The sequence below is a fragment of the Streptococcus gwangjuense genome (genome assembly GCF_003627155.1).
Classification (GTDB): domain Bacteria; phylum Bacillota; class Bacilli; order Lactobacillales; family Streptococcaceae; genus Streptococcus; species Streptococcus gwangjuensis.
The window spans coordinates 471,840-493,692 of sequence record NZ_CP032621.1; the positions used below are offsets into that span (position 1 = coordinate 471,840).

At 39.6% G+C, this 21,853-nt stretch carries 20 protein-coding genes and 1 pseudogene; 15 read left to right on the plus strand and 6 right to left on the minus strand.

Annotation, left to right across the window (positions count from 1 at the left end; all coding sequences use genetic code 11):
• The first annotated feature begins 8 nt into the window (after positions 1 to 8).
• The 6 genes from D7D53_RS02260 to D7D53_RS02285 all read left to right on the plus strand — a co-directional run bounded on the left by D7D53_RS02260 (position 9) and on the right by D7D53_RS02285 (position 6,055).
• Positions 9 to 488: a hypothetical protein gene (locus D7D53_RS02260; RefSeq protein ID WP_120769991.1), complete on the plus strand. Its 480-nt coding sequence runs from the start codon at positions 9 to 11 to the stop codon at positions 486 to 488.
• Between the two features lie 121 nt (positions 489 to 609).
• Positions 610 to 2,256: an LXG domain-containing protein gene (locus D7D53_RS02265; protein ID WP_120769992.1), complete on the plus strand. Its 1,647-nt coding sequence runs from the start codon at positions 610 to 612 to the stop codon at positions 2,254 to 2,256.
• A gap of 18 nt (positions 2,257 to 2,274) precedes the next feature.
• Positions 2,275 to 2,934, plus strand: coding sequence for a DUF6572 domain-containing protein (locus tag D7D53_RS02270; protein ID WP_004264174.1), 660 nt, complete (start codon positions 2,275 to 2,277; stop codon positions 2,932 to 2,934).
• Between the two features lie 47 nt (positions 2,935 to 2,981).
• Positions 2,982 to 3,140: a hypothetical protein gene (locus D7D53_RS02275; RefSeq protein ID WP_162927853.1), complete on the plus strand. Its 159-nt coding sequence runs from the start codon at positions 2,982 to 2,984 to the stop codon at positions 3,138 to 3,140.
• A gap of 9 nt (positions 3,141 to 3,149) precedes the next feature.
• On the plus strand, positions 3,150 to 5,483 hold the full coding sequence (locus D7D53_RS02280; RefSeq protein WP_120769993.1) for a T7SS effector LXG polymorphic toxin: 2,334 nt from the start codon (positions 3,150 to 3,152) through the stop codon (positions 5,481 to 5,483).
• On the plus strand, positions 5,480 to 6,055 hold the full coding sequence (locus D7D53_RS02285; protein WP_042751474.1) for a DUF6572 domain-containing protein: 576 nt from the start codon (positions 5,480 to 5,482) through the stop codon (positions 6,053 to 6,055). Before D7D53_RS02280 ends, D7D53_RS02285 begins: the two co-directional genes overlap by 4 nt.
• A gap of 258 nt (positions 6,056 to 6,313) precedes the next feature.
• Here the strand turns inward: D7D53_RS02285 and D7D53_RS10380 are convergent.
• Positions 6,314 to 6,410: pseudogene (locus D7D53_RS10380) on the minus strand (helix-turn-helix domain-containing protein); the annotation flags it as partial.
• A 169-nt stretch (positions 6,411 to 6,579) separates the two neighbouring features.
• On the opposite strand from D7D53_RS10380, the gene prfB reads away from it, so the two are divergent.
• The 7 genes from prfB to metK all read left to right on the plus strand — a co-directional run bounded on the left by prfB (position 6,580) and on the right by metK (position 15,589).
• A protein-coding gene (prfB, locus tag D7D53_RS02300) for a peptide chain release factor 2 (protein ID WP_120769994.1) occupies positions 6,580 to 7,675 on the plus strand; the annotation gives its coding sequence in 2 pieces (ribosomal slippage) (positions 6,580 to 6,651 and positions 6,653 to 7,675; 1,095 coding nt in all).
• Positions 7,676 to 7,692: 17 nt separating this feature from the next.
• Positions 7,693 to 8,385, plus strand: a complete 693-nt coding sequence (gene ftsE, locus D7D53_RS02305) for a cell division ATP-binding protein FtsE (RefSeq protein ID WP_004263501.1) — start codon at positions 7,693 to 7,695, stop codon at positions 8,383 to 8,385.
• On the plus strand, positions 8,378 to 9,304 hold the full coding sequence (ftsX, locus tag D7D53_RS02310) for a permease-like cell division protein FtsX (RefSeq protein ID WP_042751472.1): 927 nt from the start codon (positions 8,378 to 8,380) through the stop codon (positions 9,302 to 9,304). The genes ftsE and ftsX overlap by 8 nt, the downstream gene beginning before the upstream one ends.
• 185 nt (positions 9,305 to 9,489) lie before the next feature.
• Positions 9,490 to 11,670 (plus strand): PTS transporter subunit IIBC, encoded by a 2,181-nt coding sequence (locus D7D53_RS02315; RefSeq protein ID WP_120769995.1) that lies wholly within the window; start codon positions 9,490 to 9,492, stop codon positions 11,668 to 11,670.
• 51 nt (positions 11,671 to 11,721) lie between these two features.
• Positions 11,722 to 12,537: an endonuclease/exonuclease/phosphatase family protein gene (locus tag D7D53_RS02320; RefSeq protein ID WP_120769996.1), complete on the plus strand. Its 816-nt coding sequence runs from the start codon at positions 11,722 to 11,724 to the stop codon at positions 12,535 to 12,537.
• 140 nt (positions 12,538 to 12,677) lie between these two features.
• Positions 12,678 to 14,021, plus strand: a complete 1,344-nt coding sequence (locus tag D7D53_RS02325) for a DEAD/DEAH box helicase (protein ID WP_120769997.1) — start codon at positions 12,678 to 12,680, stop codon at positions 14,019 to 14,021.
• A 377-nt stretch (positions 14,022 to 14,398) separates the two neighbouring features.
• A complete protein-coding gene (gene metK, locus D7D53_RS02335) occupies positions 14,399 to 15,589 on the plus strand; it encodes a methionine adenosyltransferase (protein WP_004259911.1) in 1,191 nt (396 codons plus the stop codon).
• Between the two features lie 83 nt (positions 15,590 to 15,672).
• Here metK and D7D53_RS02340 read toward each other — a convergent pair whose 3' ends face one another.
• The 3 genes from D7D53_RS02340 to D7D53_RS02350 form a co-directional block, all read right to left on the minus strand.
• Entirely contained in the window at positions 15,673 to 16,308 is a 636-nt protein-coding gene (locus D7D53_RS02340; protein WP_120769998.1) for a GNAT family N-acetyltransferase, read from the minus strand.
• Positions 16,309 to 16,440: 132 nt separating this feature from the next.
• On the minus strand, positions 16,441 to 16,740 hold the full coding sequence (locus tag D7D53_RS02345) for a DUF1827 family protein (protein ID WP_000767189.1): 300 nt from the start codon (positions 16,738 to 16,740) through the stop codon (positions 16,441 to 16,443).
• A 58-nt stretch (positions 16,741 to 16,798) separates the two neighbouring features.
• Positions 16,799 to 17,251: an NUDIX hydrolase gene (locus D7D53_RS02350; protein ID WP_120769999.1), complete on the minus strand. Its 453-nt coding sequence runs from the start codon at positions 17,249 to 17,251 to the stop codon at positions 16,799 to 16,801.
• Between the two features lie 175 nt (positions 17,252 to 17,426).
• Between D7D53_RS02350 and D7D53_RS02355 the strand changes: the two genes are divergently transcribed.
• Both D7D53_RS02355 and D7D53_RS02360 read left to right on the plus strand, forming a co-directional pair.
• Positions 17,427 to 18,329, plus strand: coding sequence for a helix-turn-helix transcriptional regulator (locus tag D7D53_RS02355; protein ID WP_120770000.1), 903 nt, complete (start codon positions 17,427 to 17,429; stop codon positions 18,327 to 18,329).
• Positions 18,330 to 18,383: 54 nt separating this feature from the next.
• Complete coding sequence (locus tag D7D53_RS02360; protein ID WP_120770001.1) at positions 18,384 to 18,998, plus strand: GyrI-like domain-containing protein; 615 nt, start codon at positions 18,384 to 18,386, stop codon at positions 18,996 to 18,998.
• A gap of 46 nt (positions 18,999 to 19,044) precedes the next feature.
• Here D7D53_RS02360 and D7D53_RS02365 read toward each other — a convergent pair whose 3' ends face one another.
• Complete coding sequence (locus D7D53_RS02365) at positions 19,045 to 21,306, minus strand: ATP-dependent Clp protease ATP-binding subunit (protein ID WP_120770002.1); 2,262 nt, start codon at positions 21,304 to 21,306, stop codon at positions 19,045 to 19,047.
• Positions 21,307 to 21,535: 229 nt separating this feature from the next.
• A complete protein-coding gene (locus tag D7D53_RS02370) occupies positions 21,536 to 21,766 on the minus strand; it encodes a DUF1797 family protein (protein ID WP_000443570.1) in 231 nt (76 codons plus the stop codon).
• Positions 21,767 to 21,853 lie beyond the last annotated feature (87 nt).

Consider the following 21,853-nt stretch of genomic DNA (forward strand, 5'->3'; position numbering starts at 1 on the left):
GGATAGTAATGTACGCAATTTATAAACAAAACAAATTTGAAGCGGAATATGAGAACAAGCATGAAGTAATTTTATATAGTCGTGTTAAATTTAAAGATTTTCAAAATTATATAAGTCCTTGGGGGAGGATATCTGATAATGTATTTACAAAAAAAGTCAAGATGGAAGAGCTAGACTATCTATACAGTATTCATTATGAGATTCAATATAAGGGGCATTCTTTTCATGTTAGTAGTGGGATGATTCGAAGGAATGTTGAGAAAGATTGGTTTGAAATAATACCAAGCGCCAACCAAAATCAAATAAAGGATGAGTTGGGATTCAAGCAGATAAATAAGTTAGAATGGGCAAAAGAGATTAGCCGAAAAGACATTGAAGTCTTAAAAATAATCGAAACACCTTTAGGAATCTTTAAAGATCAGGGAGTTAAAGTAAAAAGTTTAGAAGGCCAAGCCATTGATAACTTTTTAAATTCTATTGAAAAGTAATTTTTTGATGCTTTATCGCCATTAAAATAGCTTGTAAGGAACTTGTTTATTCACTTTTAGTTATAGGCAAGTTCCTGTTTTTACATTAAGTGAGAATCTCCAAGGTCAGGCCATCTCGAGTATGCGCACCTACCTAGTAGAGGTGCATGGGACTCTCCTTCAGACTCTGGTCAACCTGATGAATGACTACTCAACCAATCTCCTACTGTACAAGGACGGCTACTACCAGATTGATGGTGACCTTCATACAAAGCTACCTGGTCAGGTGTTTACAAACCTTCATAGTAATTTAAAGAGTTCACGGGACGATTTGAAGGGTGAGATTGAGGTCTTGAACACGACCAAGGACAAGATTTCAGACTTGGTGAGCTACGAAGGAAGCAGTCATACCAGTACAGTCATGAACTATAACTTCCTCATGAACCAGCTCAAGAACTTGGATACCTCCATCACTCAGTATGAAAGTAATCATGCGAGTCAGGATTTGGTTGCCTTTAAGGAACTCTTGTCTGCGACCAAGGCCTTGGTCGCAGAGCACGCAGGGAAGACACGTACGGTAGGGACTTATCAGTCAGGAGATTTTGCCAAACTCCAGTCTGTTCAACGCTTTGCGATAGCTTACAAACAGGCGACCCAGCAGATGGAGAGTCGTGTTGAACGCGTACAAGCAGCTCAGGAGCGGGACAAGGTCCGTTTTGAAGCCTTGGCTCGATCAGATAAGGGTTGGAAAGACATGGCTGTTAGCGCATTGACTATCATTGTCGGAGTGACAGCCATCGTAGTTACATTGGGCTCTGCGACTCCTTTAGTTGTTGCAGGCGGTATAGTGGGTCTTGGGACAACAGCCTATGGGGCTTCTAATATGTATGAGGCTGATCAGGATATCAAACTTGGGAATGCAGGGGATATTCAGACTAAAGCAGGAAATCCCATCAGAGATACGCTTTTCATGGGCAATGACAAGCTGTATCATGATGTTGGGAATATCTTTGTGACGGCGAGTGCTATCATGATTCCCATAGGGCAGACTCAGAGCGTTGTCAAGGGCTTGACCCAGTTTGCGATAGGGGAAGCAGGTGCCTATACAGCGGGTCAGGTTGCCTATCATGGGACTAAGCTCCTAGGTGGTAGTGAGGAAGACGCTCAAACCGCAAACTTTATCGGGAATATCGTAGGTGGCTATGCGGTAGCTTCAGCAGCCAGCAAGTTTAGTCTCAATAAGGTGAAAACTCAGTTCTCTACGGAATGGAATGAATATTTAAATGAATTCCCAAAAATTGAAGTTGATAAAAATCAAGTAGATGAGATTCTTAGAATAAGTCCTAATCCTGATGATGGCGTATTTAGACCTAACCCTCGGAAATATCTTCCTAAAGAATACAGACAGGCTCACAAGGAATTATTTGATAATGGAGTTGCAGCCTTTGTAAAAGATGATTTCTTCATCCAGAAATTTGGTAATTTTGGTCGAGAAGATGGAGCTTTTGTTTTTCCAAAAGATGTAGCAAAGGCCATGATTAAAGAGGCTGATGGAAATCCGAGAAAATTAGAGGCTTTATTGGGATTGGATGAGGGAAGTTTAGGAGACTCTCCTAAACTGGTTCTTCCGCAGGAAGTACATAATTACAGAATTCCTGATGGAAATGAGGGAGGATCACGTGCTAATCCACAGTGGCGACCAGGAGGGAAAACATACCCTGGAGGAGTTCCTGAAGCAGTAATAGACCCGGTTCCAAAAGATAAGGTAACATTAGTAGATATTTGGTAAACAACAAAGGAGATGAGAATGGAAACTATTTATTTAAGCCAAAAAGACATGTTGGAAATCTGTCAAGATGGGGATAAGTATTTTTTACGTTATCCAACTTTTAATATTACCATGCCAGAAGTGGTTCAAGAAATCCCCAAAGAAGCTGCCGATAGCTATATGTCGGGAGAACATACTGGTAAAGAGTTAATGAATTATGCGCAATATGGTTTTTGGAAATCAAAAAAGCAATATACACAAGAAGAGTCAGACAAAATTTTTATACGAAATAATCCTGATCTAATTTTTAATGATTTATCTGATAACCAAAAAATATTTTCTCCTGAAGAATTTAATCAAATCGTCACACAAGTTATCGTTTCAAAACTGAAACCTAGCGAACTAGACTCTATTGGTGTTGTAGATAGTCATTTAGAGTTACTCCTTGTGGATCCAATTGGCTGGGAGGAAGAAATAGAAGCAGTTCATCTAAAAATTCTGCAAGAAAAAATAAACAATTATATTCATTTTCTCGAAAGCAAACAGTATGTGGAACGATATGGAGATAACTTTGACCAAAAAGTCATCCATATCACATTCCAGTATTCTCCATCTGATAACAGTTTAGCACTCCTAGCAACTGTTCAGAAGACATTGCAGAATACGGATATGAGCTTGAAGGTAGAATTACCGGAGTAATAAAGGGAGCGAAAGACGCTCTCTTTTTGTGGTATAATGAAGAAGGAGTGAACCTATATCAAAAACAATTCAATGAGCTCTATCAGTTGATGACGAGCTATACGTCCTTATTGGGAACAGACATCGCCTTGATGGCAGCTACAGGAAAAGAGTTGGCCCGTACAGATACAGTATTGGGACAAACACTGTTTTCTGGCTTGCAGTAGGGAGGTTCTATGAGTTACAAGATAAAATTTGATGATATTACCTCTGTTCAAGTGGAAAGTCAAAAGACGATGAATGCTTGGGAAGAGGCCATCGCTAGTCTAAATAAGGCTATGAGTGACTTCATCAACAATCAAAATCTCCAAGGTCAGGCCATCTCGAGTATGCGCACCTACCTAGTAGAGGTGCATGGGACTCTCCTTCAGACTCTGGTCAACCTGATGAATGACTACTCAACTAACCTCCTGCTGTACAAGGATGGTTACTACCAGATTGATGGTGATCTTCATACAAAGCTTCCAAGTAAGGTATTTACAAACCTTCATAGTGCTTTAAAGAGTTCACGGGACGATTTGAAGGGTGAGATTGAGCTCTTGAACACGACCAAGGACAAGATTTCAGACTTGGTGAGCTACGAAGGAAGCAGTCATACCAGTACGGTCATGAACTATAACTTTCTCATGAATCAGCTCAAGAACTTGGATACCTCCATCACTCAGTATGAAAGTAATCATGCGAGTCAGGATTTGGTTGCCTTTAAGGAACTCTTGTCTGCGACCAAGGCTTTGGTCGCAGAGCACGCAGGGAAGACACGTACGGTAGGGACTTATCAGTCAGGAGATTTTGCCAAACTCCAGTCTGTTCAACGCTTTGCGATAGCTTACAAACAGGCGACCCAGCAGATGGAGAGTCGTGTTGAGCGTGTACAAGCAGCCCAGGAGCGAGACAAGGTCCGTTTTGAAGCCTTGGCTACGGAGGATCGAGCCAAAAACGGTTGGAAAGACCTAGCAATTGGTGTGGTGACTGTTGCGATTGGTGCTTTAGCGATTTGGGCAACTATGGGGGCAGCGACACCCTTGGTTGTTGGGGCTGGCTTAACCGCAGGAATTGGAACAGCGGCTTATGGGGCGTCTAATGCAGGGGAAGGGATTCATAACATCCAACTTGGAAATGCAGGGGATGCCCATACGAAATCCTATAATCTCATCCGAGATACGCTTTTCATGGGGAATGACAAGCTGTATCATGATGTTGGGAATGTCTTTGTGACAGCGAGTGCCATCATGATTCCCATAGGGCAGACTCAGAGCGCTGTCAAGGGCTTGACCCAGTTTGCGATAGGGGAAGCCGGTGCCTATACAGCGGGTCAGGTTGCCTATCATGGGACCAAGCTCCTAGGTGGAAGCGAAGAAGATGCCCAAACCGCAAACTTTATCGGGAATATCGTAGGAGGTTATGCGGTCTCCTCAGCAGCCAGCAAGTTTAGTCTCAATAATGTGAAAAATAACGTATCTGAACAAAATTTTGCTAACTACAGAGAGTTTTCAACTACAAAGATTGATGACTTCAAGACAAATTTCAAAGATGTCGAGACTAGGATAACCGTTGAGACACGTAATGTAGCAGATGAAATTCAACGTATCCAATTAAAAGCTGTCGGTGTAGATGAAACTGGAAAAATTCGCATTCAAGATTACACGACTGCAAAAGATGGTTTATCCATTAAACGCCAAGATATTCTGGATAATCTATCAAAATATGGCGGTACTATCGTAGGTGAAGGAAAAGGTCGCTTTACAGGTGGCACTAAAATTGAACCAGGGACTCGGATTGATGTGATTTCCAAACCAACAGACAGTTTTACAATTGAGAAAGTATCAAGCTTTGACAAGGTGAAGCAGTATACCAGTGAATTATACAAAACTGACTTAAGTTTAGAAGAAAAGGTTCAAAAACTTCAAAAGTATTTTACTGAGCTTGATGATAAAGTAGATATCAATGTTCCTTCTGATGCACAATATGTTAAATCAATTGAAGATGGTTGGATTTCATATGATTGGCCAGAAAGATTAGGATTTAAAAAAGGAACTGTACATCCTATAACGAGAACTTCTGGTTTACCAGAGCGATGGGACCGGTTTGGACATATGGGAGGAGGTAACTTCTCGGATATTCCTAGCGAAGGACCATATACGTACAGTCAACGTTCAATTCCATATGTTGAAAATCTTAAAGCTTACCATAACGGTAACTTTAAAACCGATAGTTATTTTGATAAAATTGATGCTATCAGTGAAGGTGATATCAAGATTTTTAATAGGATTTTGAGAGAAGAAGGAATTGAAGGGGTGTCACAAGACCAATTTTTAGAGCTGTCGGATAAGTATCGAAAATATATATCCGATACATCTACTTCTTTGAGTATGTCTAGTGATGATATTAAGTATGGTGTTCATGGGAAAGCGGCAGAATGGGGTGATATGTCAGGTGGCGCTGAACAGATTGTAACACCTTTTGGAGGAATTGATATGCTGAATATGGGGATGATGGAGGAATTTAAATGACGAGACAAGAACTAGTAAATTTCGTTAATAAACACAGAGATAAGATAGGGATATTTCATATTGCGTTTGATGAACGATTTGAAGGTCAATTTACCTTGGGATACTATTACGATGAGAAATCTAGTCAATATAAAGTATATGAGGTTAATGAGCGCCAAGATATCTGGATAAGAGACGAATTTAAAAATGAAAGTGATGCAATAAATCGACTTTATCGTTTGATAAAAACAAAATTTTGGATAAAAGAAACTCCAATTCAGTTAGATGTTTCAGAAATTGATGCAATCGGAGCGAGTGATACAGACTTGGAACTTTTATTAATAGATGGCAATCTTTGGCTTCCAGATACCGAAGAAGAGCATCTCTTGAAACTTCAAGAAAAACTCAATAACTACATCTACTTCCTCGAAAGTAAGCAATATGTAGAGCGATATGGCGATAGCTTTGATAAAAAAGTCATCCATATCACATTCCAATATTCTCCATCTGATAATGGACTAGCCTTTCTTGCAGCAGTTCAGAAGGTATTACAACCGACGGATATGAGCTTGAAGGTAGAATTACCGGAGTAATAAAGGGAGCGAAAGATGCTCTCTTTTTGTGGTATAATTGGACTAGGTTACGAAGGATTTTGTTAAATAGGTAAAAATAGCGAACTATTTATGCCGACAATTGACATGCAGAACATTCATACGACGATTTTTTATACTCTATTAAGAAACAGGGAGATTGTGAGATAAAAGATCTATGTGTATGAACTGGACTGTACCCCGAAAGTTAGGCATAAAGGATATAACACTTGGGGAATTTCATAATTTAGTTTAATAAAGATGAGGTAACTTAGCAATTTGAGAAAAAATTTAGGCCTTGAGTACAGTAAATGAGAATACTTTCACTCTTGTCTATGGTAGAATGATGGTAGCTCATAAAACTTTTTTTGGTAACTAGTTCGTTCAATTCTATTTTACTAGAAAATTTTATGAGTTTTTATTGTGCAATTAGATTGTATAATCAAGATAGAAAAAGTCATTAGAGCAAAAAATGGAAAGAAATGATAGATTATGGTATAATAAAACGATACAATAAAGGAGTATTTATGGACATTTCAGAAATTCGTCAGAAAATTGACGCCAATCGTGAAAAATTAGCTTCTTTCAGGGGGTCTCTTTGACCTCGAAGGTTTAGAGGAAGAGATTGCCATCTTGGAAAACAAGATGACAGAACCTGATTTTTGGAACGATAATATCGCGGCCCAAAAAACGTCGCAAGAATTAAATGAATTAAAAAACACCTACAACACCTTCCACAAAATGGAAGAGTTGCAGGATGAAGTTGAAATTTTATTAGACTTTTTAGCTGAAGATGAGTCGGTGCATGAAGAATTGGTTGAACAGTTGTCAGAACTGGATAAGATGATGACCAGTTACGAGATGACCTTGCTCTTGTCAGAACCTTATGACCATAATAATGCGATTTTGGAAATCCATCCAGGATCCGGTGGTACTGAGGCTCAGGACTGGGGTGATATGTTGCTTCGTATGTACACTCGCTATGGAAATGCTAAAGGCTTTAAAGTGGAAGTATTGGATTACCAAGCAGGAGATGAAGCTGGTATTAAGTCAGTAACCCTATCATTTGAAGGACCTAATGCCTATGGTCTTCTCAAGTCAGAAATGGGGGTACACCGTTTGGTGCGAATTTCACCATTTGACTCTGCTAAACGTCGCCATACCTCTTTCACATCTGTAGAAGTGATGCCAGAATTAGATGATACCATTGAAGTGGAAATCCGTGAAGATGATATCAAGATGGATACCTTCCGTTCAGGTGGTGCTGGTGGACAAAACGTCAATAAAGTTTCCACAGGTGTACGTTTAACACATATTCCTACTGGAATTGTTGTCCAATCAACGGTTGATCGTACCCAGTATGGAAATAGAGATCGAGCTATGAAGATGTTGCAGGCTAAGCTCTATCAAATGGAGCAAGAAAAGAAAGCTGCGGAAGTCGATTCCCTCAAGGGTGAGAAAAAGGAAATCACATGGGGAAGCCAAATCCGTTCATATGTTTTCACGCCTTATACTATGGTAAAAGATCATCGAACTAGCTTTGAAGTTGCGCAGGTAGATAAGGTTATGGATGGGGACCTAGATGGTTTTATCGATGCCTACCTCAAGTGGCGAATCAGCTAAGATAGAAAGGAACTCACATGTCAATCATTGAAATGAGAGATGTCGTCAAAAAGTATGATAATGGAACGACAGCTTTGCGAGGTGTCTCAGTCACTGTTGAACCCGGGGAATTTGCCTATATCGTAGGTCCGTCAGGAGCTGGGAAATCAACATTTATTAGAGCTTTGTACCGTGAAGTAAAAATCGAAAAAGGAAGCTTAACTGTTGCTGGTTTTAATCTGGTTAAAATTAAAAAGAAAGATGTCCCTCTCCTACGTCGTAGTGTTGGGGTTGTCTTCCAAGATTATAAACTGTTACCAAAGAAAACCGTTTATGAAAATATTGCTTATGCAATGGAAGTTATTGGTGAGAGCCGCCGTAATATCAAAAAACGTGTTATGGAAGTTTTAGACTTGGTTGGATTGAAGCATAAGGTTCGTTCTTTCCCAAATGAACTTTCAGGGGGAGAACAGCAACGGATTGCGATAGCACGTGCCATTGTAAACAATCCAAAAGTATTGATTGCGGACGAACCAACAGGAAACTTGGACCCAGATAATTCATGGGAAATTATGAACTTGCTGGAACGCATCAATCTCCAAGGTACAACTGTCTTGATGGCTACCCACAACAGTCAGATTGTAAATACCTTGCGCCACCGTGTCATTGCCATTGAAAATGGCCGTGTCGTTCGTGACGAAGCTAAAGGAGAATATGGATACGATGATTAGTAGATTTTTTCGTCATTTATTTGAATCGTTAAAAAGTTTGAAACGAAATGGCTGGATGACAGTAGCTGCTGTCAGTTCAGTTATGATTACTTTGACCTTGGTTGCAATATTTGCATCTGTTATCTTTAATACGGCTAAACTAGCTACAGATATTGAAAATAATGTTCGAGTAATGGTATACATTCGTAAGGACGTAGCTGATAATAGTGAGACGATTGAAAAAGAAGGTCAAACTGTTACAAATAACGACTACCATAAGGTATATGATGCTTTGAAAGGTATGTCAACCGTTAAAAGTGTTACGTTTTCAAGTAAAGAAGAACAATATGAAAAGTTGACAGAAACAATGGGGGACAACTGGAAAATCTTTGAAGGCGATGCCAATCCTCTCTATGATGCATATATCGTTGATACCAATACACCAAGTGATGTAAAGACAGTAGCAGAAGAGGCTAAAAAAATCGAAGGTGTATCAGAAGTTCAAGATGGTGGTGCTAATACAGAACGCTTGTTTAAGTTAGCCTCATTTATTCGTGTTTGGGGACTAGTTATCGCTGGATTATTGATTTTCATTGCGGTGTTCTTGATTTCTAATACTATACGTATCACCATCATTTCACGAAGCCGTGAAATTCAAATCATGCGTTTAGTAGGTGCTAAGAATGGCTATATCCGCGGGCCTTTCTTGCTTGAAGGTGCCTTCATTGGTTTGCTTGGAGCAACACTTCCATCAGTTTTGGTATTTATTGTCTATAAAATGGTTTACCAATCGGTTAATAAGTCATTGGTTGGTCAGAACCTTTCGATGATATCACCAGAAATATTCAGTCCACTGATGATTGCTCTATTATTTGTGATTGGAATTTTTATCGGTTCAATCGGATCAGGAATTTCAATGCGCCGATTCCTGAAAATCTAAAATAAAATAGAAGTATATTTGAGGAGATTTTAATATCTCCTTTTTTACTACAAAAATTTTAGAAAAAAGTCTACTTTTTTTTATAAAAGCCTTTACAAAAAAAATTAAAGTGGTATAATTAATACATAGTTAAGTGCAAACGTTTTCGTAAAACGTTTGCCTAAATAAAAATAAAGGAGATTTGAATGATGAAAGATACATTCAAAAATGTCTTGTCTTTCGAGTTTTGGCAGAAATTCGGTAAGGCTTTGATGGTGGTTATCGCGGTTATGCCGGCTGCTGGTTTGATGATTTCAATCGGTAAGTCTATCGTAATGATTAACCCAACTTTTGCACCACTTGTAGTTACAGGTGGAATTCTTGAGCAAATTGGTTGGGGGGTTATCGGTAACCTTCACATTTTGTTTGCCCTAGCAATTGGAGGAAGCTGGGCTAAGGAACGCGCTGGTGGTGCTTTCGCCGCTGGTCTTGCCTTCATCTTGATTAACCGTATCACTGGTACAATCTTTGGTGTATCAGGAGATATGTTGAAAAATCCAGATGCTATGGTCACAACTCTCTTTGGTGGTTCAATCAAAGTTGCTGATTACTTCATCAGTGTTCTTGAAGCTCCAGCATTGAACATGGGTGTGTTTGTAGGGATTATCTCAGGTTTTGTAGGGGCAACTGCTTATAATAAATACTACAACTTCCGTAAACTTCCTGATGCACTTTCATTCTTTAACGGGAAACGTTTTGTACCATTTGTAGTTATTCTTCGTTCAGCAATCGCTGCAATTCTACTTGCTGCCTTCTGGCCAGTAGTTCAAACAGGTATCAATAGCTTTGGTATCTGGATTGCCAACTCACAAGAAACTGCTCCAATCCTTGCACCATTCTTGTATGGTACTTTGGAACGTTTGCTCTTGCCATTTGGTCTTCACCATATGTTGACTATCCCAATGAACTACACAGCTCTTGGTGGTACTTATGACATTTTAACTGGTGCAGCTAAAGGTACTCAAGTATTTGGTCAAGACCCACTATGGCTTGCATGGGTAACAGACCTTGTTAACCTTAAAGGTACTGATGCAAGTCACTACCAACAATTGTTAGATACTGTTCACCCAGCTCGTTTTAAAGTTGGACAAATGATCGGTTCATTCGGTATCTTGATGGGTGTGATCGTGGCTATCTACCGTAATGTCGATGCTGATAAGAAACATCAATATAAAGGTATGATGATTGCGACAGCTCTTGCAACATTCTTGACAGGGGTTACTGAACCAATCGAATACATGTTCATGTTTGTAGCAACACCTATGTACCTTGTTTACTCACTTGTTCAAGGTGCTGCCTTCGCTATGGCTGACGTAGTAAACCTACGTATGCACTCATTCGGTTCAATCGAGTTCTTGACTCGTACACCTATTGCGATTAGCGCTGGTATCGGTATGGATATCGTTAACTTTATCTGGGTAACTGTTCTCTTTGCTGTAATCATGTACTTTATCGCAAACTTCATGATTCAAAAATTCAACTACGCAACTCCAGGACGTAACGGAAATTACGAAACTGCTGAAGGTTCAGAAGAAGCTAACAGCGAAGTGAAAGTTGCAGCAGGTTCTCAAGCTGTAAACATTATTAACCTTCTTGGTGGACGTGCAAACATCGTTGATGTTGATGCATGTATGACTCGTCTTCGTGTAACTGTAAAAGATGCTGACAAAGTCGGTGATGCAGAACAATGGAAAGCAGAAGGAGCTATGGGTCTTGTCATGAAAGGACAAGGAGTTCAAGCTATCTACGGTCCAAAAGCAGACGTATTGAAATCTGATATCCAAGATATCCTTGATTCAGGTGAAATTATTCCTGAAACTCTTCCAAGTCAAATGACAGAAGCACAACAAAACACTGTACACTACAAAGGTGTAACAGAGGAAGTTTACTCAGTAGCTGACGGTCAAGTTGTTGCTTTGGAACAAGTAAAAGATCCAGTATTTGCTCAAAAAATGATGGGCGACGGATTTGCTGTAGAACCTGCAAATGGAAACATTGTATCTCCAGTTTCAGGTACTGTATCAAGCATCTTCCCTACAAAACATGCTCTTGGTCTTGTGACTGAAGCGGGTCTTGAAGTACTTGTTCACATTGGTTTGGACACAGTAAGTCTTGAAGGAAAACCATTTACTGTTCATGTAGCTGAAGGACAAAAAGTTGCAGCAGGTGATCTTCTTGTCACAGCTGACTTGGATGCTATCCGTGCAGCAGGTCGTGAAACTTCAACAGTGGTTGTCTTCACAAATGCTGAAGCTATTAAATCAGTTAAATTAGAAAAAACAGGTTCTCTTGCAGCTAAAACAGCAGTTGCTAAAGTAGAATTGTAATACACTTGAGGTTGGAAGCTGTTTTCCAACCTCTTATTTTGGGAGAAAAGCATGAAATTTTTAACACTCAATACTCATAGCTGGATGGAAAAAGAAGCTGAGAAAAAATTCCAGCTCTTGCTTGAAAATATTCTTGATAAAGATTATGATTTGATTTGTTTCCAAGAAATCAATCAGGAGATTACTTCGCCAGAGGTTGAGGTTAATGACCTTTATCAAGCTGTGCCAGCTGCTGAGCCTATTCACCAAGACCATTATGTTAGACTTTTGGTTGAAAAGTTGTCAGAGCAAGGAAAAGATTACTACTGGACTTGGGCCTATAACCATATCGGTTATGACCGCTACCATGAAGGTGTGGCTATCTTGTCTAAAACACCTATTGAAGCAAGAGAAATTTTGGTTTCAGATGTGGATGATCCAACAGACTATCATACTCGCCGTGTCGCCCTGGCTGAAACTGTAGTTGATGGTAAGGAGCTTGCAGTTGCAAGTGTCCACCTTTCTTGGTGGGATAAAGGTTTCCAAGAAGAATGGGCACGATTTGAGGCTGTCTTGAAAGAATTGAACAAGCCACTTTTACTAGCTGGAGATTTCAACAACCCAGCTGGTCAGGAAGGTTACCAAGCTATTTTATCTAGTCCATTAGGCTTACAAGACGCATTTGAAGTTGCTCAAGAGAAAAGTGGTAGCTATACTGTTCCACCAGAAATTGATGGCTGGAAGGGAAATACAGAGCCCCTTCGAATCGACTATGTTTTTACCACTAAGGAGTTAGCGGTAGAAAATTTACATGTCGTATTTGATGGCAACAAGAGTCCACAAGTTAGTGATCACTATGGCTTGAATGCTATTTTGAACTGGAAATAATGACTGAAAAGAGGTTGGAATTATAACATTCCAGCTTTTTTCTGACTAGAAAAGCTACTGGAAATAGCCTAAATAAGTGAGACTACTGTAATGGAATAAAATATGGTATAATTGATAAGATAGATAGAATCGAGGATATTATGTCATTTACGAAATTTCAATTTAAAAAATATATTAGTGAAGCATTGGAGGAGTTGAAATTTACAACTCCAACAGAGGTGCAAGATAAGTTGATTCCTATTGTTTTGGCAGGTCGTGACCTAGTCGGTGAATCAAAAACAGGTTCGGGTAAGACTCATACTTTCTTGTTGCCGATTTTCCAGCAATTAGATGAAACTAGTGATAGTGTACAGGCAGTCATTACTGCACCGAGCCGTGAGTTGGCTACTCAGATTTACCAAGCAGCTCGTCAGATTGCAGCCCACTCAGAGGTGGAAGTTCGTGTGGTTAATTATGTGGGTGGTACAGATAAGGCTCGCCAGATTGAAAAATTAGCAAGTAACCAGCCTCATATTGTTATCGGAACACCTGGCCGTATTTATGACTTAGTTAAGTCTGGTGACCTAGCTATTCACAAGGCTAAGACCTTTGTGGTTGATGAGGCAGATATGACCTTAGATATGGGATTCTTAGAAACTGTTGATAAGATTGCTGGAAGCCTTCCAAAAGACCTGCAATTCATGGTCTTCTCAGCAACTATCCCACAAAAACTGCAACCATTCTTGAAAAAATACTTATCAAATCCTGTTATGGAGAAAATCAAGACCAAAACGGTCATTTCTGATACCATTGATAATTGGTTGATTTCGACCAAGGGCCGAGATAAGAATGCTCAAATTTACCAATTGACTCAGTTGATGCAACCGTATTTGGCAATGATTTTTGTTAACACTAAAATGCGTGCTGATGAATTGCATTCATATCTGACTGCTCAAGGCTTGAAGGTGGCAAAAATCCATGGGGATATTGCCCCTCGTGAGCGCAAACGTATCATGAACCAGGTGAAAAATCTGGATTTTGAGTATATTGTCGCAACAGATTTGGCAGCACGTGGGATTGATATTGAAGGTGTCAGCCATGTCATCAATGATGCCATTCCGCAAGATTTGTCTTTCTTCGTGCACCGTGTTGGTCGTACTGGACGAAATGGCCTACCAGGTACAGCTATTACTCTTTATCAGCCAAGTGATGACTCGGATATCCGTGAGTTGGAGAAATTGGGAATCAAGTTTACTCCTAAGATGGTCAAAGACGGGGAATTTCAAGATACTTATGACCGTGATCGTCGTGCCAATCGTGAGAAAAAACAAGATAAACTTGATATCGAAATGATTGGTTTGGTTAAAAAGAAAAAGAAAAAAGTCAAACCAGGTTATAAGAAGAAAATTCAATGGGCGGTTGATGAAAAGCGCCGCAAAACCAAACGCGCTGAAAATCGTGCTCGTGGCCGTGCAGAGCGTAAAGCAAAACGCCAAACATTTTAATAGAAAAAGTTGGAGTACTGAGCTCCAACTTTTTTTATTTATGAGAACGAAATATCTACATTGAAACACTACATTATAGACTGCAAATTGCGTTTAAAAATGGTATAATGGTAAAGTTATATAGTCCCGATAAGATGGTAGGTATTTATCACTAAGAGTTTTCCTATCAGTACTTTGCAACTCGCAAAGAATGACGGCTCCAAAGTCGCTCATCATTCTACGGATGCCGCTATAGGGCGGTCATCCTATGCGCCTTACTAGCTTTAGAAATAAAAAAGTATCGTTTTTATTTCTTACGCGTTGTAACTCTTAGAAAATGAAAATACCTATCAGTACTTTGTAACTCTATAACACTATTTTTAAGGGGGGACATTTTTATGTCAGAACGTAAATTATTCACGTCTGAATCTGTATCTGAGGGGCATCCAGATAAGATTGCAGACCAAATTTCAGATGCGATTTTGGATGCTATTTTAGCCAAGGATCCAGAGGCGCACGTTGCTGCTGAGACAGCTGTATATACTGGTTCCGTCCACGTTTTTGGTGAAATTTCTACAAATGCCTATGTAGATATTAACCGTGTGGTTCGTGATACCATTGCAGAGATTGGCTACACCAATACAGAATATGGTTTTTCTGCTGAGACTGTAGGAGTACATCCATCTTTGGTGGAACAATCTCCAGACATTGCCCAAGGTGTCAACGAAGCCTTGGAGGTTCGTGGGAATGCAGACCAAGATCCGCTTGATTTGATTGGTGCTGGAGACCAAGGGCTCATGTTTGGATTTGCAGTGGATGAAACAGAAGAGCTCATGCCATTGCCAATTTCACTCAGTCATAAATTGGTTCGTCGTCTGGCAGAACTTCGTAAGTCTGGGGAAATTAGCTATCTTCGCCCAGATGCTAAATCACAAGTTACAGTTGAGTATGATGAAAATGACCGTCCAGTACGTGTGGACACAGTTGTTATTTCTACTCAGCACGACCCAGAAGTCAGCAACGAACAAATTCACAATGATGTCATTAACAAGGTTATCAAAGAAGTTATTCCAGCCTCTTACTTGGATGAGCAAACCAAATTCTTCATCAATCCTACTGGTCGTTTTGTAATCGGTGGACCGCAAGGGGACTCAGGTTTGACTGGTCGTAAGATCATCGTAGATACTTATGGTGGCTACTCTCGTCATGGTGGTGGTGCCTTCTCTGGTAAGGATGCGACTAAGGTGGACCGTTCAGCCTCTTATGCTGCTCGTTATATTGCCAAGAATATCGTTGCAGCAGGCCTTGCTAAGAAGGCAGAAGTGCAATTAGCCTATGCTATCGGTGTTGCTCAGCCTGTTTCTGTTCGTATCGATACATTCGGTACAGGAACAGTAGCTGAAAGCAAACTTGAAAAAGCTGCTCGTCAAATCTTTGACCTTCGTCCTGCAGGAATTATCCAAATGCTGGACCTCAAGCGCCCAATTTACCGTCAAACAGCGGCTTATGGACACATGGGACGTACAGATATTGACCTTCCATGGGAACGTTTGGATAAGGTAGATACTTTGAAAGAAGCAGTCAAATAGATAAGAAAACCAACGTTTTGAACGTTGGTTTTTATAAATATAAGTTATCCTTATTTAAATAGGATTTGTAAATTGCTGGCCTGTTATAATTTATTCATTGTTTTTAAAAATGCCCAATTACCAATTGATTTTGACCCGTATTTTAAGTCCATATGGTCCAGTAATACATAATCGTTTTTTTTGTAGAATGAGGTATTTCTAGCTGTATTAGTTATGAGTCCCAAGTGTTTACAGCCTTTTGATTTGACATAAGGTTCAACCCCTTGTGTCAGAAAAGTACTGCCTATTCCCCGCCCCTTACTTTCTATATTGACAGCTAAAGCCATCAAATACCAATCAAACTCCCCTGATTGTTCTAAATGCTTTTTGGAACGTTTTACAAAGTCAAAGTATTTAAGGAGATTTTGTGGTCGAATGTAGCGAAAAATGTTTGTCCCACCATTTCGTAGATAGGATAGTATACAGAAATCCTTTTGTTGCAAAAGGGCAACTGCAAGTAATTCTCCATCTTGTTCCGCAACCAAACAGTTTCCCTTCTTAATATAGACTCTAGTAAGCAGAATTTGCAACGTTTCAACAAAAGCAGGATAGGAGTCAGGTTTCTTTAAATCATCCCTTATAATCGTTAAAAAGGGATAGTCAAGAAAGGAATTGGTTAATAGTTTACCAATTTTTTTGTATTCCTCAATTCTTGCCTCTCTATATATGATGTCTCCCATGCTTGTCTCCTTTATTACCTATAAAACCGTGTTTGATAGGATTTCAAGAAAAAATTGGAGACGATTTAAAAAGCTAAATAAACCTAATTTTGTTTCATAAGGTTCAAAACACTTTCTAATCTCTCCAAGATTTTATTTGGTTGGAATCGAAATTCCAATTAATTTTTCTGAATAGAGGGTTTTGATATTGGCCTCATCAATAGAGTCCTTATCAATTTTACGTTTCAAGAAAAATTCTTGAATAGCTTCGATTTCCGGTTCGCGAATAGCGCGGTGTTTGTTTGAGATGAGGATTTCATAGTGAAGCGGAGCTTGGGTAAAAATAACATCAGTATTCCCTGCAGAATAAACCTCAACAAGGGTTGCATCTGTACTTTCTAGCTGGCTTTTTACAAGTTGCGAGTGTGAGTTTGTCGTATTGATAAGCTTCATAATATTTCCTCCGATTTTCTAATTCTATTATAGCACTTTTTGAATAAAGTAGCTTGATTTAGTCAATCTTATGCTGTTTTTTCCAAGATTGGATTGCCCATTTATGGCTACCACGTTTGAGGTTTTCAATAGCCTCGTCAATTGGGAACCAGGCAATATGATTAAAGTCCTCTAGTGGCTTTTGCACTTCTTTGAAAGAGGTCGCTTCATAGAGGTAGGCGGGATTGTAGTAGTAGGTGTCACGGTGACGAGAATAAAAATATTCGTCAGCTTGTCCGTAATAGGTACCAATTTCAGCTGTGAAGCCGAGCTCTTCAATCAATTCACGCTTTAGGGCTTCTTGATGATTTTCACCTGCTTCAATTTCGCCACCTGGTAAGAACCAAGCGCCATTAGGTGCTTGAACTAAAACTATTTGTTTTTGTTCAGTATCAGGGATAACTGCGTATACGCCATAACGGTGCTGGTAGGTTACATTCTCTTTTTTTTCTCCAAAGGTTGGGTTTACCATTGCATTTTCCTCATTATCTAGTATCTTTATTATTATCTTAATGGACAAAGGCCTAGCTGTCAAGAAGAAACCAACGAACTTGTGAAGAAAATCTACTTTAACTTTATCGATATTTATTGGGGTAAATTCTCCAAACGGACTTCTTTAACTGGTATAATAAAAGGGAGGTGATTTTATGGCAAAATCAAGATTATTTCGCATCCTATATCTACTTTTAGAAAAAGGCAGTACAACAGCTCCTGAATTAGCCCGATTATTTGAAGTGTCTGTACGAACAATTTATCGTGATATTGAGCGCTTAAGTATGGCGGGGATTCCCATTTATTCGATTCCTGGAAACTCAGGTGGAATTTTTTTAATGAAGGACTTTGTCCTGGATCGCGCTCTTGTGTCGGAGAATGAAAAAATAGAACTGTTGTCTGCTTTGCAAGGGATTCAAGCTCTGACGGATGACAGACAAGACCTGTTACTTGAAAAATTAGAATCTATTTTTCAAGTTTCTACCAGCCCTTGGATAGAAGTAGATTTGACTGACTGGAGAAAGCGAGAAGGTCAAAAAGAATTATTTGATAATATCAAACATGCTATTCTAGAGAAGAGGCGACTGGTTATCACTTATCTAGGTGGGAGTGGTCAGAAAACGATTCGTACAGTTGAACCTTTTAAACTCGTATTTAAAAAGAGAGATTGGTACCTTCATGCCTACTGTTGTTTGAAGGAAGATTGGCGTTTTTTCAAATTATCCAGAATTAGGAATTATCATCTAACCAATGAAATAGTGAAGCGGAAAAATGTGATGGATTCGGTTGATAGTTCAGATCAAGTGGCAACTCAAATTGAAGTCTCCTTGAAGTTTAGCCACAAGCTTGCTTTCAGGGTTTATGAAGATTTTTCAGAAGATGAGATTAGCTTGGGGGAGGATGGATCTTACTATGTCAAAACGCTCTTTTCAGAGCACGAAAGTCTGTATACTTACCTCCTGTCTTATTTAGATGGGGTGGAAATACTAGAACCTGCTCATGTGAAGAAGGAATTGCTTTCTAGATTAGAAAAAATCCAAAAACTTTACAAACCTTGACAAAAGATGTCAAGGTTTCAGTGCTATACTAGAGCTAGAAAGGAGAAGAACCAAATGAAATATGAATGGAGAAAAGAAGCGAAAGGTCTTTATCAAATTAAGGCTAAGCCCACTATTTTGCAGGTACCTAGTCAATCCTATATCGTGATTGATGGTAAAGGCGATCCAAATCAAGAGGATTTTTCAGAACGAGTAGGGGCTTTATTTGCCTTAGCTTATGCGATAAAGATGAAGTATAAAAAAGCTCCTCTGAATGAGGTTTACACTGATTTTACTGTCTTTCCTTTAGAAGGTTTATGGAAAAAGGAGAGGGAAGGAGAACTGGTAAAAAGTGAGCTTTCTTATAGCATTATGATTGGGCAACCCGATTTTATTACGCGAGAACTATTTGAGGAAGCTATGAAGGAGGTTAAAATAAAGAAGCCAAATCCTTTCTATGAGGCTATTTGTTTTGAAAAAATAGAAGATGGTCAAAGTCTTGCCATGCTTCATGTAGGACCTTTTGATACAGAAAATGAGACTTTTGCAGAGATGGAGAGTTTTTGTCAACACCATAAGCTAAAAAGAATTACTGAGGTTCACCGAGAAATCTATCTCAATAACCTTCATCGAACGGAGCAAAGCAAATTGAAAACGATTCTTCGCTATCAAGTTCAAGGGGAGAACTAAAAAGAACAGGAAATCTTGTTTCCTGTTCTTTTTATGATTTCTATATTTATTTTTCAGAAGTATTTTCTTTGATTTTTTCAGCTTTTTTGGCAGACTTAATTTGAATCTTGCCCTTGCTGGTCATAACTGCCTTGAGGTCTTTTTCACTTGGATTTTCAAGGTAGTAGTCAGTGATGGCATCCTCAATATAGTCTTGAATAGTACGACGAAGTGGGCGTGCTCCCATTTTTGGATCATAGCCTAGGTCAACCAATTTTTCCTTGACCTTGTCAGTTACATCCAAATGAATGTTATTGCTAGAAAGGCGCTTGTTAACGTCTGCTAGCATCAGCTCGACAATCTGAAGGAGGTTATCCTTGCTGAGAGCCTTAAATTCGATAATACCATCAAAACGGTTCATAAACTCTGGGCTAAAGAAGTTACCGAGTTCACCGAGAACAGAGTTGGTACGTCCTTCTCTAGCAGCCCCAAATCCAACGCTGGCTTCGGCCTTACCTGTACCTGCATTTGAAGTCATGATGATGATGGCATCCTTGAAACTAACGGTACGTCCTTGTCCATCTGTCAAACGACCATCGTCCAAGACTTGAAGGAACATGTGCATAACATCTGGATGGGCTTTCTCTACTTCATCCAAGAGAATAAGTGAATATGGATTGCGACGAACTTTTTCCGTTAATTGCCCAGCCTCATCATAGCCAACATAACCTGGAGGGGCACCGACCAATTTAGCCACGCTGTGTTTTTCCATATATTCACTCATATCAAAGCGAATCATACTGTCAGCAGAACCAAAGAGTTCGATAGCTAGTTGTTTGGAAAGTTCCGTCTTACCGACACCAGTTGGCCCAACAAAGAGGAAGCTTCCAATAGGACGGTTAGGCGTACCGAGTCCAACACGATTACGGCGAATAGCTTTGGCAATCTTATCAACCGCATCATCTTGGCCAATAACATGAGACTTGAGATCTTCGGCTAGATGGATGAGTTGAGATTGTTCTTTCTCTTTTAAATCACCAACAGGGATATTGGTTTTCTGCTCGATAATGTGCTCAATGGTTTTCTCACTGATGATAGGAGTATCTTGGTCTGTGACCTTTTTCTTTTGCATTTCCTTATACTTGGCAATCTGGTCGCGGAAATAAGCTGCCTTCTCAAAATCTTCCTCTCGTGTAGCTTGAGATTTGAGATTTTCAGCCTCAATCAAGCGTTGATCAATTACTTTAGGATCAACAAAATTCAAGGTCAAGTTCATCTTAGAACCAGCTTCATCTAGGAGGTCAATGGCCTTGTCAGGCAAGAAGCGATCTTGGATGTAGCGATTGGACAGAGTTGCAGCTGCTTCAATCGCAGCATCAGTATACTGAACATGGTGGTAGTCTTCGTATTTCTTTTGAATGCCTTTGAGGATAGTGATTGTTTCTTCTACCGTTGGTTCATCGACCTTAACAGGCTGCATACGGCGTTCTAGGGCAGCATCTTTTTCAATGATGCGGTATTCATTGAGGGTAGTTGCACCGACCAGTTGCAGTTCACCACGAGCAAGGGCTGGCTTGAGGATATTTCCTGCATCCATATTGCCATCGCCCGCAGATCCCGCACCGACAATTTCATGGATTTCATCGATAAAGAGGATAATATCCTCACGTTTGCGAATTTCTTCCATGAGCTTTTGCATGCGTTCTTCAAATTGTCCACGAATACCCGTTCCTTGAACTAGGCTAACCACATCCAGACGGATGACTTGTTTACCTTGTAGTTTATGTGGAACATCGCCATCAACGATTTTCTGAGCTAGACCTTCGACAACGGCAGTTTTCCCGACACCTGGTTCACCGATAAGAACAGGATTATTCTTGGTTCTGCGATTGAGAATCTCAATGACACGGATAATCTCATCATCGCGTCCAATAACGGGATCTATATCTCCACGACGGGCAATTTCAGTTACGTTGATACCAAATTCTTCCAGCAGGCCTTTTTCTTGGCTTGGTGGAGGAGTTTGAGCAGGTCCACGATTTTGGGAACCATAACCGCCGTTTCCACCGTAACCTCCACCTGATTGGGTTGGGGGAGTCGGAGGAGTGTTGTTAGAAGGTCTAAAATTGTTTAGGTCATTGAAGAAATCACCAAAGGGATCAAAGTCACGATTGTTCAGATCCGTCATACCTTTAAAGAGGCTATTGTTAGGATCCGTCTTGATAATCTTATAGCAGTTTTGACAAAGGTCAATTTGTTTTTGCTTTCCGTTAAGATTGGTATAAAGATGAATTGTTGAGTCATTGATTTTACAGTTTTGACAAAGCATACATCTACCTCATTTCTTTCTTTAGCCTGACCTGTTTAAAGGTCAAAAATAGTCAAATTTCTATACTCTCATTATAACAGGATTGGGGTGTAAAGCAAGTAAAAAGATTGCAGCTTTGAGAAGTTGTTACAAGGAAAATTTTTGAGATTTTAGGGAATAAAAAAATCCTATTTGTGAGACAAAAAGGATTTTGGTTAGACATGCAGGGTGTAACCCAGCTTGTTTTGTATTAGTAAAGGAGTTCGTAAATCTCCATTGCAATCAAGTCAATGCTGTCAAACGTATAAGTTTCGCGAGCTTCGACATCACGAAGGGTAAAGATTGAGCCGTTTTCTTCGTCGTGGCTGTATGCAACTTCTGCAACAACAACTCCTTCGCGTTCAAAATTACGTTTTAAATTTCCGCCGTCTTTAGCCATTGCTTCAAGGCGGTTGATGATTCTAACCAAATGTGATTCCATTTTGATTCTCCTTCATTTCTTATCGTTACTATTTTACCATAAAGGAGGCCAACTTGCCTAGAAAAAACTAAGATTTCTCGCTAATTC